This window comes from Anatilimnocola aggregata (assembly GCF_007747655.1).
Lineage (GTDB): Bacteria > Planctomycetota > Planctomycetia > Pirellulales > Pirellulaceae > Anatilimnocola > Anatilimnocola aggregata.
Window position 1 is genome coordinate 4,649,318 of the sequence record NZ_CP036274.1, and the last position, 15,119, is coordinate 4,664,436.

Genomic DNA, 15,119 nt, shown 5'->3' on the forward strand with positions numbered 1-15,119 from the left:
TCTCCGAACGCGGCTTAGGAGCCGCAGGAAGGTGCAAGGATGGCAGATCTGTTGGCCGTCGCAGAACAATATCGCGATTGGGCGCTATGCGCCATTCCGGCAGATCGTAATCGCAAGATGCCAATCGGCTCATGGAAGCCCTTTCAAACAACGATGCCCGCGAAAGGGTTCTGGAAACGCGTCGCTGATGCCGTGTGTGTCGTTACCGGTAAGGTGAGCGGTAACCTGGAAGTCATCGACTTCGATTTCAAAGCAGAGTTATTCCCGGCTTGGATGCGACTGCTACATCAAGCGAAGCAGGAGCTATTCGATCGGCTTGTGATCGAGCAAAGCCAAAGCGGCGGCCGGCATGTGTTCTATCGTTGCCCTGGAGCGGTCATTGAGGGCAACCAGGATTTGGCGCAGCGACGATTCACCCGGGAGAGCGGCGACGCGTTCACCTACCAGGGAAAGACGCTGACTCCAGTTAAGCGTCGCGGGCAGTGGATTGCCGATGCGACGTTGATCGAGACACGGGGCGAGGGTGGCATCATTCTCACTGCTCCATCTCCGGGATATGTCCTCGTCCAGGGTTCGTTCGAATCCATCCCCCTCGTGACACCTGAAGAGCGCGACGCCTTACTTGGGGTTGCACGGGCGCTTCATGAGATTCGCGTGGAGAAGAAGCCGCCAGCCTCGAGCAAGCCAGCGAATGGCAAGCGGCACGCAGATCGCCCCGGCGACGATTTCAACTCGCGGTGCGACTTCCTCGGGTATCTAGAATCGAAGGGTTGGGAGTTCATCACCAGCGATGGCGAGAACAAGCTGTTGCGGCGTCCAGGTAAGACGGGGTTCAACTGGTCCGCATCACTGCTCGGAAAGTCGCTGTACGTTTTCAGCACGAACGCGGGACTGCCAGCGAATGAGAGCTTCAGCCCCTTCGGAGTTTACACTTACCTTGAGCATGACGGCGACTTCGAGAAAGCAGCGGCAGAATTGGGTCGTCAGGGATTTGGTGCGCCGGCGAAGCCAGCTCGCAAGTTTGACCAGAACGAGCACAACCCCCGCAACGATGAATACACCGAAGCGCAACTAGTGCCCGAAGTCGACCTGACTGGCATCATGGGCAAATCCGACAGCGGATCACATCTTCAACGCGATGACTTGAACACCGCTGAAATTCCTGCCGGCGAAACCAGCACGGTAACTATCGTCGCGCCGCCACGGCCAGAACGACGGCAATCAACCATCGACGACGAAAGCTACTCAATTCCTGGCTTCATCGATTCACTGATTGATTACACGCTCGACACAGCGCCGTATCCCAGTCGACCCCTGGCATGGGCCGGCGCTGTCGCGTTGCTATCGACATTAATTGCTCGCAAGATCAAAGGACCTACCGGGCTGCTAACCAATGTCATGACGCTAGGGCTCGCCAGTTCCGGTAGCGGCAAAGACCATCCGCGCCGTATCAGTCAACGCATACTCCACCACGTGGGCATGGAGGATCGTTTGCAAGGACGCATCGCCAGCGGTCAAGGTCTTGAGGACCTGCTCTTCGCCCAGCCTGCGCAACTGTGTCAGATCGACGAATTCGACAGCACTTTGGTTAGCATCAACAAGCCAGGCGATCCGATTGGGGCTGAACTCGGCGCGCGGCTGATGGACCTCTATTCCGCATCGCAAGGTAGCTACTGCGGACGCGTGAAAGTTCGGCAGGGGGAAGCCCGAGCAATTGTTCGTCATCCACACGTATCACTATTTGCAACGTGTGTGCCAGGGAACTTCTTCGCAAACTTGACACCAAAGCTGTTGAGCAACGGCCTGATTGCTCGCATGATCATTGTCGAGAGCGGGGAACGTGGACAAGGGCAATCAGTTCGGACCCGAGCATTGCCGCAAAACATCGTTGACGCCGCGGAGTTCTGGAGAGACTTCAATCCCGGTGGCGGCAACCTGGCCGATGTAATGTACGCCAAACCACTGGAAATCGATTACACGGCGGAGGCAGACAACGTATTCGAAGCTGCCCGCCGCAAGATCGACGCGAAATGGGACGCCTGCCATCGTGCTCAGAACGACGCTGGCTGCTCCATCTGGGCCCGCGTGATCGAACAGGCCCACAAGCTCAGCCTGATCTATGCGTGCTCTGAGGATCGCCGCAACTTACAGGTGGGCGAAGAGGCGGCCATTTGGGCCACCAACTTTGCCGAACGACAAGCGAAATGGTTGCTTGATCGTGTTGCTGAGCAAGTCGGCGAGGAAACGAAGTTCGAGGTCGCGGCCAAGCGGATCCTCGACCGTATTCGGCTGCGTGGCGGCAGAACACACCGCTCGGACGCACTCAAAGGTTCACGAGTGCTGGCCAAGGAATTCGACGCCTTGTTGCACACGCTCGAGCAGCGGGGTCAAGTCAAACGCGAATTGCTGGAGGGATGCGAATGGCTGCAACTCATATAAGCCAGTCAATTCCCGGGCATTTCCCAAAGTTCCCAAACTTCTCAGCAACGGTGAGTCGAGCGCCGGGAATTTGGGGAATTATGGGAATTGATTGGGAATCAAGAAATGCGAGAAATATCCCCTATTTCATTGTCTCTTCTTGTTTCAATTCCCAATTCTCAGCCAACCCCACCCGCGCGTTTCAAAACCCCACTTCACGGTTGTACGAAGGGCACATTATTGCCGTTTCTGCGCACGGGAGGGGGTGGGAATGGGAACCGGGGAAACGTCACGCGCCGTTGCGCCTCCGAACCCTCACTCCGGCGCGTTGTCGAAGCTGGCCGACCAATGGCCATGCGACCGTGTTGCCACGACGTGCAATTCTCTGTCAGTCATTCAACCACCTTTCCAAGGACCGGAGTCTGAAATGGAAATTGAACTGAGCCAGAGCGTCCACGTCAAATCGCCAACCTGCCAGAACATCGACTGGTATTCCGAAGGCGAGACTCGCGTTGTGAGGTTTGACGGCGTGGAGATGCGGATTCGCTTCATCGGTCGGAAGGGGCGACGGGGAAGGATTCTGGTGGAGGCGCCGGCGGGGGCGGTGTTTCAAACCGTGATTTTAAACTCGGACACGATGAAAGTAGAATAACGGTGTCGCAATGTCGAGCGACCTTGCAGTTGTTCTTACATTGCCAAGATTTTTCCCAACTCAGCGCCAGAGCAAATTCGAAGTCGAAGCATCTCATCCCAAAGATTCAGACACTCATTGCGAATTGCCTCGTCGGAGGACTGCTCGTAGCACCGCAGCGTTAGGGGCACGATCTTGTGCGTGGCAGCCCAGTCAAACCGATAGGCCCGGTTCTCCGTTACCTGCCACGCTCTGAGCATTGCGAGAATAACGTCGGCAATTGACTTCCAGCGGTTCGTGAGATCTCCCTTCTGCCGTTCGAAGCAAGCGACAACTGGTGATGGGTCTTCGGTGAATGAGCGGGTGGCGACATATGCTTCCAGAAACTCACTGGCACCGTCCATCTCAAAAAAATCATCGGATCGAAGGATGGAACTGGCCCGACGTCGAACATTCTCGTCGTCATCCTCTGCAAATCTCAGAAGGAAACGAGCTGTTTGACTAACAGACCTTTGCATGCGAGCAACCTGTGCCAATGCATGCACCAGTCCTCGGCGCTGCGCAACTGACCCTTCGACGCACTCCCCAAACTCCTTCTGAAAAAGCGCATCAAAAACCCATCGAGCAGCTAGTTGCTCGGCACCGTTTTCGGCGACATCCGCAATTTCGGATTGAACCATCTCCCGTATTACCGGGACCAGTGCATCCGCAAATTCAGGGAACGCAAAGTTGTAAAGCCTGAGCGCCTCCCGACACGCGGCCACTCTCGAATCACCCTGAACAGCCTTCCTAAACCAATCGATCGCCAGCGGCCGGCTAACATTCCAAATTGGCAGGCAAATCCCGACTGCTGCAACTCGCACAGCTGGGTGTGGGTCGCAAAGGAGCTTCTCAATAGCTAGGCGGAACGACTCCAGATGGTGTGGATGATCGTAAAGTATTGCTGCAATCGCCAAAGCAGCGCAACCGCGAACACAATTCAGAGCGTTTGTATGCAGGTCGTCGACGCTGCACTTTGACGCTGGTACATTACAGTTAATGTGCAATTGATTCTCCGGCGGGTCCGGGTGGATGCAGCAACGGTAAAGATCCTCGATGATCTTCGGTGTAATCGTCAAATCGCCCCGTTGCATCACAAGACAACAGAATTGCTTCGCTAGCCACTCATGGGAGAGGTCTAGCGGACGGCAAAGAACCTCGTCAATCGCGCCAGCTGCAGCCGCGCGCCATTCTCCTTTTTCGTCATCGGGAATCGAGCTCGGAGCTCCGTCACATATAAGCCCGCCGAGAATCGCAGCATGGTAATCCGGTGCCGCGTCCGCTGGAAATCTTAATGCCAGTCTTGCGAATCGTTCTGGTTCGCGTTCCGCAGCGATCCGTAGATTGGAGGCAAAACGTTCAACCGAGGTGTCGATCGTCGCGTTCTTCAAGTATCGATAAGCACGACGGCTTCGATCGTTCGGGATGCTCTGGTTGCCAATTAGTCCCAACCATGCTCGATCGCTTAAACGCTTCTCTTTTCGCATCGCAGAGCGCACCAAGCCACCTCTCGCTCTTTGGCGGACAAAAAGAGACTTACCTTTGCCCGCGAACTTCCGCTCAAGTACGCCGATCATGCCAACCGTAGCATCTGCACGTCGCGAGGGGCACAGTGCTGGCAATAGGTGAAGCTGAGTCTGGCCAATGTTGTTGTCAAAGTAGCCTTGCCTTACGTACTGCAGGTAAAACTTCGAGTGACGCAATTCATCTGGATCGGTATACCGCATCAAGGTCATTTCGACATCCGCGAACACCGAATCCGAGCAATGGAGCGACATCTTCTTGATCAGATGGCGAGCACTGAGCCAGCGGGGCCGTCGGGGAGAATTACCACATCGCAGTCGGCGTTTGTCAGCAAGCAGCCAATTTAGACTGGCGTTCGCGAACTCTGCTGGTAAGTACGCATATGCCTCGACAAGCAAACGTCGGCTACAGCGGCCCGGGAGGCCTTCAATCACTGCCGCTGCTTCGAAGAACTTACTAGGGCTGCGCTCTGCAAGACGACGCAATGCAGCTGACACTGTTCTTTTCAGCGAGAGGGGCACTTTGCGGCCCTTTCTCCTCGCACTATAGAAATGGTATCCCTCCTTTAGGCTGCGCCGCACGTCAGCAAAGTTCCTGCGGACATATTCAGCGTAAAGGGGCAGCAGCAGACGCATTGCCAGAAACGGAGCAATGCCGGCCGCACGCTTCAGCTCGCAAAGGGATGGGTCTTCCTGAGAACCATAATGCTTGGTTCTAACGGACTCATCGCCCGCCGACGCAAATTCCGTATCAACAATTGTAGCGAATAGCCGAATTGCTCGCTTTGGATGCCTTTTAACAAGCTCTTTCCAGTCAACGTATGTCACGCCAGAGCCGCGCGAGATACATTTCAGCCTAAGCTGAAACATCAGTTTAGAATCCTTGCTTACCTCATTACTCAATATTGAAAACACTTCTTTGGCTAATTCCGCACTGCGTTGAATTAACGGTTCACAAAGACTCATGATGATGTCTTCGCAAGAATCACGATGCCGCGTCATTAGCCAACAGCAGATTCGAAAATCTCGCTGATCTTCCGCTCCCAGCCATTCATTTAGCAAACCGCGATTAAACAGCTCGCGGAAGCAGCTGGCGTTGACTGCTAGTACTTCGCTTTCGATGTGCTCTTTCCAGCTATCATCTTCCCAGTACTTCAGCACGAGCGATTTGGCGTTCTCGTCTAGTTCTGAGTGACCAAGCACCTCCATAACTACCTGTTTCAGGTGAAATCGCACTTTTGGCGACCCCAGGAGTGCTTCAATGGTGCGTATGAATCGCGACGGATCCTCATCCTGCAGAAGAACTAGTAGCTGTCGAAGTTGCTCTCTGCGATACAGCGTCATTTGGGAACGCTCGCCGAGCCAATTGAGTGCTGCATCAGGCTTCGTCCCCATCAATGTGAGCACACGGTCGGCGATAAGGAAATCGAGGTGCGATTGATGGGCGAAGCTCACAGTGCCAGCAGCGACTCGAATGACCCCCCAGGATCGGAGCTCCGTTGTTAGTTCAGCGTCATGCTCGATAACTCTGATTGGCGCAGATAACGAAGCAGAGTTTTCCATCCAGTCCACTAACGCGTCGAGACCAGATTTCAACGCCGATGCTTTAATTCCTGACTTCTGCAAACATTGACGACGGTTGTTCCAGTAAGCTCGCAACAGGTCCGTCGTGGATCGAAAGTCCGGAGATCGATTATCAGAAGCTACGATGGCAATCCAAATTGCGAGGTTGTTAACCGTCCGCAGTAATTGCTTCTGGCGAATGCTCAGCGTGCTGTAATCGACCTTCTGCAAATCAACAATCTCTTTGACTGTAGATTCTTCCAAATCCAGAATTGGTATGCGGCGAAAGGAAGTCTGCTTTAGCCAGTCGCAAATTTGCGGATCGTGTTCAAGGTCAAAGCTGCGGCAACATAGGACCACCGAGATTCGACTTCCGAGCGATCGAAGGGTCATCACCTCTCGAACGATGGATTTACATACATCAAGCCCTTCCGCCGACTCCGCGCTCGTCCATCTTAAGGCGTCAAGCTGATCAAGAATCAGAACACAGTGCATGCCTGCCGCAGCTTCGTGCAAGCAGCGGGTGGGAGATTCAGGCAGGTCCAAATTAAGTCCGAACTGGCGTGCGCTCGCTCTTGGTCGCTTGCGGTCGAGACGCGTCGCAAGGAAGGGAATTCCCCGCTTCTTCAATAACATGGTCAATTCGAAGAGGACCCCGCTCTTTCCTTGACCGGCATCGCCATGCAAGACCACGGCATCTATGCCTTCGTCTAGAAGTGCCAACAGCGCACCTGATTCGCTTCGATGTATCAGTTTGCCGCCCGCCAGATACGGTTCAATCGATTCTCGAAACTCCTGATTTAGCTCGCCGATTCTTACGGTTACACGAGGATCATTTGCGAGTCGACGGGAGGGCATACCAAGCCGGGCGAGCTCATCAAGGACATCGACGGCGCTAATTCTCTTGCGAAGGTTTGTTTCAGCGAAATTTGCCAGTGCATTGACAACGTGTTCGGGCTTCCCCTCGATAGCGAGTTGGGCGAGCAATAAGACCCTTGCGCGGGATTCGCGGTCATCCGAAAATAAGTGGAAACGCATCCGCCGCAAGAGGTCGAAAACAACAGCTCGATCGTGCGGTCTGTCTGCGTATAATCCCCATTTGTCACACAATTCCTGGAACGCGTTCACCGCGTGCTGGCTGCGGTTGACGATCTGGTGCGTGAAAAATGCCTCTGGATCACCGTTGGAATCACGAGCGCTATTCGCCAAGTCATCCAAGACCGGCGCCGGGATTGCCGAAACAAGGGAATACTCGTGCGACTGGTCTCGTTCAAGCTGAAATCTTGCACGAGCCAAGATTTGGCGAGAATCTAAATCTGCAAGCGGCCACTTCTCCTTCACGCCGTTGCGCACTTTACACTGTTGTGCCTCGCGCATCCCATCGAGTCGTTCAATCCAAAGGTCAACGCCAGCTTCATCATCGCCAATGGCTTCGACTGTGACACTTCTGATTCGCTCATGGAGCAACAACAGCAGTTGCTGAACCACCCAAGTTCCTTCGTATCGGTCACCTAGCTTTGCCCAATACCCACCTGCTTCATTGGACATCTCCTCACCCTCAGTTTTCGAAAATCAGGTCCATCGGTTTTGTGTGGCGACGTGTGATCTGCCGAAGCGACGCGGTCTACGCTCAGCATCAAGAGTCAATTCACTGAAGTGTACCAGTGCAACGGAAAGCGGAGCAGGTACACTTTCTACATGCAACTCTTTCCCCTGCTACTGCCCTTAGCCGTCGATGTCGACATCCTGGCGTTGCCGAAGTTGGTCGCCGCAATAGACTCGACGCAACGTTCCATTCACATTTAACGGGCACGAAAGTCATTTCACATTCCCGCAGAAATCGCCTACAATAAACTGTTCAGTGATCGACGCGTTCTCTGGTCCGTCGATCCGCCGCCTGGGCTTCCCGGGCAGCACTCCGCATCTCGGAGCAACCAGCACTCACGTGCTCAAGGTATGCTCCGATGCAAATCGAACAGTGGTCGATCGACCGCGTCAAACCGTACCCCAACAACCCCCGCGTCAACACTGACGCCGTCGCGGCAGTAGCGGCCTCACTGAAGGAATACGGTTGGCGGCAGCCGATTGTCGTCGACCAGCACGGTGTGATCATCGTTGGGCACACGCGCTGGAAAGCAGCCAAGAAGCTCGGCTACACCGAAGTTCCCGTTCACACAGCGACCGATCTCACGCCGGCGCAGATCAAAGCGTACCGGATCGCGGATAATCAGACGGCTAACATCGCTGAATGGGACAAGCAGTTGTTGCCCATCGAATTGGCCGATCTGCAGGAGATGGACTACGACCTCACCCTTCTCGGCTTTGACCAGGACGAGTTGCAAAAACTGATGGGGATCGAGATCGCGGAAGGCCAGTGTGATCCCGACAATGTCCCCGCGCCGCCCGACGAAGCGGTCACGAAACCTGGTGATCTGTGGATCCTCGGTAATCATCGACTTCTCTGCGGAGACAGCAGCAAGCCTGAGCAACTCGACCGATTACTCGACGGTGCGCAGATTCATCTGGTCAACAGCGACCCACCGTACAACGTCAAGGTGGAGCCTCGCAGCAACAACGCGATTGCAGCGGGCCTGAGTTCATTCGCGGGCCCGAAGCATCACCAGTCGCTTGATGTGGCTCGTCACCCGGGCAAGGCTAAGCCGACGCAGAAGAAGCTCCGCGCGAAGGATCGACCGCTCGCCAACGACTTCGTAACCGACGAAGCGTTCGATGATCTGCTCGATGCCTGGTTCGGTAACTTCTCGCGTGTGCTTCTTCCCGGCAGGAGCTTCTACATCTGGGGCGGCTACGCCAACCTGGGCAACTACCCGCCGTTCCTCAAAAAGCACGAGCTGTATTTCAGCCAAGGCATCATCTGGGACAAGCAGCACCCGGTCCTCACGCGCAAGGACTTCATGGGCGCGTTCGAGATTGCTTTCTATGGGTGGAAGGAAGGAGCGGGGCACACGTTCCTCGGCCCGAACAACGCTACCGACCTCTGGCACGTGAAGAAGGTCAACCCGCAATCGATGGTGCATCTGACCGAGAAGCCAGTCGAGCTTGCCGCACGCGCCATGCAGTATTCATCACGCCCCGGTGAGAACGTGCTCGATCTCTTTGGTGGCAGCGGTTCGACGCTGATCGGTGCGGAGCAGACGGGACGGAACGCTTATCTGATGGAACTGGATCCGCTGTACTGTGACGTCATTGTTCAGAGGTTCGAATCTTTCACTGGAAAGAAGGCGGAGCGAGCAGAAGCGGAGGTGTCGGCGTGACCTCACTCATCCAAAGTGTAAGATATTGCCACCGATACATTCTCGTGAGGCCAGAAGCCAATGATCACCGGCCGCAACAGAGTATTTGTGTGGGTGCCCCTGCTCCTAGCCATCAGTTGGATTTCAGTAGCGGTCATCGACATCGATTCGAGCAGCGAGGTCTTTCAAGTCCTCGCAATTGGTTACTTCTTGGGATCGATGTTTGCCCACACGACCCTCGCCGCGGCCTGGGCCGCATATGGTCCTGGTCGCCTACTCTGGCGTGTCCCACTTTCCCTGCTCTGGGTGGTCTTACTTGGGGCTGCAATCCACATGAATGCCCTTTTATACGGTACTCCCGCCGATGCGAGCGTCACAATCGGCATTTGCTTTCTGCTTCAATGGCTACTACTTCAAGTGCCGCTGTGGGGACTGCGGGCCGGCTTGCGTTCGCGCCTGAAACATGTGGACGACCAATTGCCCTTCGATGCTTCGCCTTGGCAGTTCGGTATCGGCCAACTGATGATCGTCACTGCCATCGTTGGTTTTGTTTTCGGTGCAGGACGACTCGCCATTGGAACGTTGCTCAATCACATCAAAATAGGCGGTGGCGAGCAACCGATATTTGTGTTTCTTGCCGTGAGTGCAATCGTGTTTACGCTGCCGCTGTTGATCGCCGTCCTACTCAAACGTCGGACTATCGTAGGAGTGTTGATCGTGTTGTTCCTTATTGGGGCCGGAACAGCGTCGGAGGTGCCTTTGTTACGAATCTTCGCCAGCGGTTCGCGTCCCAACTTCCTGGACCTCCTCGCAGTCAACGGTGCGTCGTCAGCTGTGATCATGCTTTTTGCTTTGGCGGTTCGCCTCAATGGGTACAGCCTAGTCCGATTGCCGCCACCTGGGGCCTAACAACCAAGCAGGCACGAGGTGGTTTGTGCGCGACGCAACGGTTGGCCCAACGTTGCGATCTTCCGGTATGGTCCGCCTCCTGGGCCAAGAAACGCAAAACGCCCCAACGTGGCGAACGTGGGGCGTCGTGGGGCAAAGTCTGGCGAGAGGCGCTAACCGTTGAACGCAAAGTTGCCACGGTCGGTCTTCTTGAACCGGGCTTCCTTCCCCTTGGTCGTGATCTCCCGCAGGATCGCGCTGTAAAGCGTGGCGTGGGGCGTCTTGCCACCGGGGCTCGTCCAATAGCCCTTGGCTGCGATCCCTTCGATCATCGACTTGGTATTCATCGGCTCTTGGGTTTCACCCAGGAGCTTGGCGGCAGCGTCCAACGCCGACATCTTCTTCTCTTTCGCAGGCTTCGCCTTGGCAGGCTTCTTGCCTTTGACCTTCGCCCCCTGCGGCTCTTTGCACTTCGTGCAGAACTTTTCGTCACCTTCTTCGGTCCATTCGTGGTCACCACCCTTGGGGCAGGTAACGATGGGCTTTGTCGCGGGCGCTTCGGGCTTGGCGGCGGGTGCCTCGGCCTTTGCCTTCTTCGCTGGCTTGGCCTTAGTGGTCTTGGTGGCAGGCTTCTTCGTGCTGATCTTCTTCGACATCGCTGTTCTCCGTGTGTAGCTGGGAATGAAATGGTTCCGACAGACACACATGAGCCATGGAATCGGGAGAACATCAAGCGGAATGTGACGACAGATGCGCACAATAATGTGAATACATTATCATCTGTAGCGTACTACATACTGCACTTTACAACACGAATATATCAGTACATGATGGCAGGAATGTGCGTAAAACAAGGCGAATACTGGTGTTTTTTCGTAGGTACTTCCAGGCCGGCTACGCCTAGCGCGCGGTCCGTAAATAGGGGAATTTTGGCAAGAGTGACGTTATTTTCCGGCGGTAAGTAAGAATGCGCGCTAAACAGCGTTAAACACGGGGGAAACAGGGCATCGGCGCAAATTTGCCCTCACGGACGGGCGGATTGGGGCCAATCGAGGGTAAGCGGAAACTGACACCGAATAGCGCCAAACACGGGAAATAACGCGGGTCAGTGTCAAAAAGGCATAAAAATCGAGGGTAAGCGGAAATGAGCGCAGACTCCAACAGCCCTAAATCCGCCTCAGAAGCGGCCGCCCAGCGGGAAGCGGCGGCTGCCTACAAGAAGGTTCTGTCGGGCGAATCCCTCTCTAACCGCGAACAATCGGCGCTGAAGAAGTTCGAACGGGATAAGGAGGAGAAGCTCCGCTGGCAGTACTACGGCAAGATCCCCCAGAAGCATTGGCGGGAGATGTCCGGACGCCAGACGAAGGTACTGCACGAGCAAGCTGGTCTTTATGGCCTGCCCTTCGGCGGCGCGAACATCAGCCTGCCGGACGTGGTGCTGGCGCTTCATAACTTTCTTGCCGCCAATGCCCGGAAGCTGGCCACACCGGATGACGAACTGATGCAGTCGGGGGCGAATAGCCCCGCGCTCGAACGGTACCGAGAGGAACGGGCTACCCTCGCCAAGTTGGAACGGCAGGAACGAGAGGGGACCTTGCTCCCACGCGATGAAGCGCGAGATGGTCTGGGCCGGATCGCCACCCGGCTGCGCGCCGCAGGGGAACTGTTGGAACGGCAGTTCGGACCCGAGGCGAGGGAGATTCTCGATGAAGCCTTGAGTGATGCGGACCGGGAGATCGAACAGGTCTTTGGAGGCACGGATGAGTCCGATCCTCAATGACCTGCGGTGGTGCATCTCCCGGGCACGGGCACCAAGACTGCGAACGATGCGGCAGTTTGCCGAGGCGGAGATCGTCATTCCAGACGGTCCGTTCGAAGGGAGACGGTTCCGCTGCGATCGCCAGCCTTACACCGCGCTCTGGCTCGATGCGGTCGATTCGGGGAAGTGGAGCCGGTTCGTTGCAACCGGACCCACGCAGTCGGGGAAGACGCTGTCGTGCTTCGTGCTCCCGCTTCTGTATCATCTGCTGGAGATCGGCGAGACGGTGATCTGCGGCTTGCCCGATATGGATATGGCCGGCGACAAGTGGCGTGAAGATATTCTGCCGGTCATCGAACAGTCCCGTTACCGAGACTTACTACCACGTAAGGGTGGCGGTAGTCGCGGCGGACGCGTTGATGCCATGCAGCTGCGAAATGGTGCCACGCTGAAGTTCATGTCGGGAGGCGGCAACGACAAAAGCCGGGCCGGTTTCACTTCGCGGGTGGTCGTCATCACCGAGACCGATGGCCTGGACAGACCGGGGGCCGCGAGTCGCGAGAGCGATAAGGTCACCCAGCTCGAGGCCCGCACTCGGGCCTACGGTAGTCGCAAACGAATCTACATGGAATGCACGGTCAGCACTGAAGAAGGTCGGACCTGGCAGGAGTTCGAAAGCGGCACCCACAGTCGAATTGCACTTCCTTGTCCGCATTGTGGCAACTTCGTTACTCCCGAGCGTGAGCATCTCATCGGCTGGCAAGCGGCCGATACCCAGACCATGGCGAAGAACCAGGCTCGGTTCGTCTGTCCGCAATGCAGCGAGCCATGGACCGATGACCAACGGCGGGAAGCGAACGTGCGGGGACGACTTTTGCATGGCGACCAGTCAGTAAATGAAGCCGGTGCTGTCACTGGTTCGGATCCCGAGACGGATACTTTGGGCTTTCGCTGGTCCGCGGTTCACAATCTGTTCCTCGGTGCCGGGGATGTGGCCGCCGATGAATGGCGAGCCAGTCGAGCGACCGAAGAAGAATTGGCCGAACGTGAGATGCGGCAATTCGTCTGGTGCATTCCGGTTGAGGCCACTAAGTGGAACCAGACACCGCTGGCGGTCACCGAACTAGCCGCTCGGCACGGAAGTTGGGCGAAGGGGATCATCCCCGCGGATGCGAGGTTCCTGACTGCGGCTATCGACATCGGCAAGTATCTGACGCATTGGGCGCTGATTGCTTGGCGCGAAGGAGCGACCGGGCACTTGGTCGACTACGGACGGCTGGAGGTTCCGTCTCAGGACCTCGGTGTCGAACAGGCGGTGATGGTGACTCTGCGGCAGTTTCGCGATCTAGTCACCAACGGCTGGCCGAAACTCGGCACCGATAAGCCGATGATCCCCGATCAGGTCTGGGTGGATGCCGGTTATCAGACCGACGTTGTCTACGCCTTCGTGCGGGAGTCGGGCAATCGCTTCCGGCCAGCAGTCGGTCGCGGAGCAGCACAGCAGCGCCGCCAGAACTACAACCAGCCAACGCAGGCGACGAACACGGTTCACCACATTGGCGAAGGCTTTCATCTGGCCGTGCAGCAAGCGGCGGGAGTTTACTTGGTCGAGGCCAATGCCGATCACTGGAAGACCTGGGTGCATGCGCGCTTGAGCACACCACTTACGAGTCCCGGTGCATTGACCTTCTATCAGGCCGGCCCACACGAACACTTGGCACTAGCCCGCCATCTGACCGCGGAGACGAAGGTCGAAGAATTCATCGCGGGTCAGGGCGTGGTAACGCGGTGGGAACGGATTCGGAAGGATAACCACTGGCTCGATGCGATCTACAACGCGTGTGCAGCGGGCTATCTGGCGGGAGCTCGATTGATTGCCGAGCAACTACCGGAGCAGTCCCGAAGGTCTGCGGTGATCAGTTCTGGCCATACGCGAAGGGACGGCAGTCCGTGGATTGATCTCAGTCGGTGGCGGGGAATTCGAGGGAGCTAGGGTGGAGATGAAACGGTCTTAACTTTACCGATTGCTCGTCGTAGGCTGGGAAAGTCATTAGCCACGAGGCTCAGCCAATGATGAATTTGGACACATCGGGCGAACGGCGGTGAGTCGGGCCTGCCGACACAGCATTGAATGCCAATCAGCTTGATATCTTCGGCGACCCACAGGTCATTTGGCCCGATCCTGGTAATGCCTTGCCACAATCCACAACCGCTCATGCCCTTAGGATTCGGCAACGTCCCGTCACCGCACTTCAAATCCTCATGCCTGTCATAACGAAATACGATGTCGCGCGACTTTTTGAATGGGAATCGCGAGTCTTCCAAATCGCCCCATTCATCAGCGGCAAGTAGAGGAAACGCATAATTGATTGGCTGAAGGTCCACATTGCCCGACTTTGACATCCTGTGATTGTGTGGTGCTTCACTCCAATCTGGATATCCCCACAAAAATGAATTGCGTCCCGGCTGCCCTCGTCCGAAGTTGCAGATTCGATCGATCTCAATTGCTTGGTGGCCTAGACTTTCCGATGTACCAGGGACAATTGCGATGTAGCCCACGTCCATCTCGCCATTCACATTTACGCGCAATACCGACTTACCCGCTTCCTCCACGCGAGTAATTCCTTTGCGTGCCAACAGAACTTGCTGCGGCATGGCAGTTGGACACAAATCTTCTTTTAGAACATGGCCGCATGTCGCTATGAATTCTTGATTGGCGATTCGGACGAATACGCCCGTTCCCTCACGGCAATTTCTTCCTTCAAGTACGGCATAACGCAATGAACGTTCAGCAAGATTGTGCCAGATCGCGTCAAACTCGCTTCGATGCTGATCAGATTGAGCTCGTGTTTCAAGCTCACGATTCAAAAACCGTAGGACGGCAGCAATTTGGCGATCACTGACTAATCGATCTCCGGACAAAAAGCTGTTAAGACGCTTCCGATTGACGCGGCAATAATAGGCGACCGAAGAGACTGGGAGGCGAGTTTCACGCAGCAGTTTTCGGATTCTCCGTGCGGCAGGCGAGAGAGGCAAATCAGGCC

The 15,119-nt window shown here is 55.9% G+C and carries 9 protein-coding genes; 6 read left to right on the forward strand and 3 right to left on the reverse strand.

Annotated elements, in window-relative coordinates; genetic code table 11:
* Positions 1 to 39: 39 nt before the first annotated feature.
* Positions 40 to 2,439, forward strand: coding sequence for a bifunctional DNA primase/polymerase (locus ETAA8_RS17345; protein ID WP_145090920.1), 2,400 nt, complete (start codon positions 40 to 42; stop codon positions 2,437 to 2,439).
* A 406-nt stretch (positions 2,440 to 2,845) separates the two neighbouring features.
* Positions 2,846 to 3,070, forward strand: a complete 225-nt coding sequence (locus ETAA8_RS17350) for a hypothetical protein (RefSeq protein WP_145090923.1) — start codon at positions 2,846 to 2,848, stop codon at positions 3,068 to 3,070.
* Positions 3,071 to 3,105: 35 nt separating this feature from the next.
* Here ETAA8_RS17350 and ETAA8_RS17355 read toward each other — a convergent pair whose 3' ends face one another.
* Positions 3,106 to 7,722, reverse strand: coding sequence for an NACHT domain-containing protein (locus ETAA8_RS17355; protein WP_145090926.1), 4,617 nt, complete (start codon positions 7,720 to 7,722; stop codon positions 3,106 to 3,108).
* Positions 7,723 to 8,138: 416 nt separating this feature from the next.
* On the opposite strand from ETAA8_RS17355, the gene ETAA8_RS17360 reads away from it, so the two are divergent.
* Positions 8,139 to 9,449 (forward strand): DNA modification methylase, encoded by a 1,311-nt coding sequence (locus ETAA8_RS17360; RefSeq protein ID WP_145090929.1) that lies wholly within the window; start codon positions 8,139 to 8,141, stop codon positions 9,447 to 9,449.
* 93 nt (positions 9,450 to 9,542) lie between these two features.
* Entirely contained in the window at positions 9,543 to 10,337 is a 795-nt protein-coding gene (locus ETAA8_RS17365; protein WP_238397404.1) for a hypothetical protein, read from the forward strand.
* Positions 10,338 to 10,489: 152 nt separating this feature from the next.
* Here ETAA8_RS17365 and ETAA8_RS34700 read toward each other — a convergent pair whose 3' ends face one another.
* Positions 10,490 to 10,972: an HTH domain-containing protein gene (locus tag ETAA8_RS34700; protein WP_202921042.1), complete on the reverse strand. Its 483-nt coding sequence runs from the start codon at positions 10,970 to 10,972 to the stop codon at positions 10,490 to 10,492.
* A 488-nt stretch (positions 10,973 to 11,460) separates the two neighbouring features.
* Between ETAA8_RS34700 and ETAA8_RS17375 the strand changes: the two genes are divergently transcribed.
* Together ETAA8_RS17375 and ETAA8_RS17380 are read left to right on the forward strand one after the other, a co-directional pair.
* Positions 11,461 to 12,096, forward strand: coding sequence for a hypothetical protein (locus tag ETAA8_RS17375; protein ID WP_145090935.1), 636 nt, complete (start codon positions 11,461 to 11,463; stop codon positions 12,094 to 12,096).
* Positions 12,077 to 14,068: a terminase gpA endonuclease subunit gene (locus tag ETAA8_RS17380; protein ID WP_202921043.1), complete on the forward strand. Its 1,992-nt coding sequence runs from the start codon at positions 12,077 to 12,079 to the stop codon at positions 14,066 to 14,068. The genes ETAA8_RS17375 and ETAA8_RS17380 overlap by 20 nt, the downstream gene beginning before the upstream one ends.
* Here the strand turns inward: ETAA8_RS17380 and ETAA8_RS17385 are convergent.
* Positions 14,065 to 15,111 (reverse strand): hypothetical protein, encoded by a 1,047-nt coding sequence (locus ETAA8_RS17385; RefSeq protein WP_145090941.1) that lies wholly within the window; start codon positions 15,109 to 15,111, stop codon positions 14,065 to 14,067. The genes ETAA8_RS17380 and ETAA8_RS17385 overlap by 4 nt on opposite strands.
* Positions 15,112 to 15,119 lie beyond the last annotated feature (8 nt).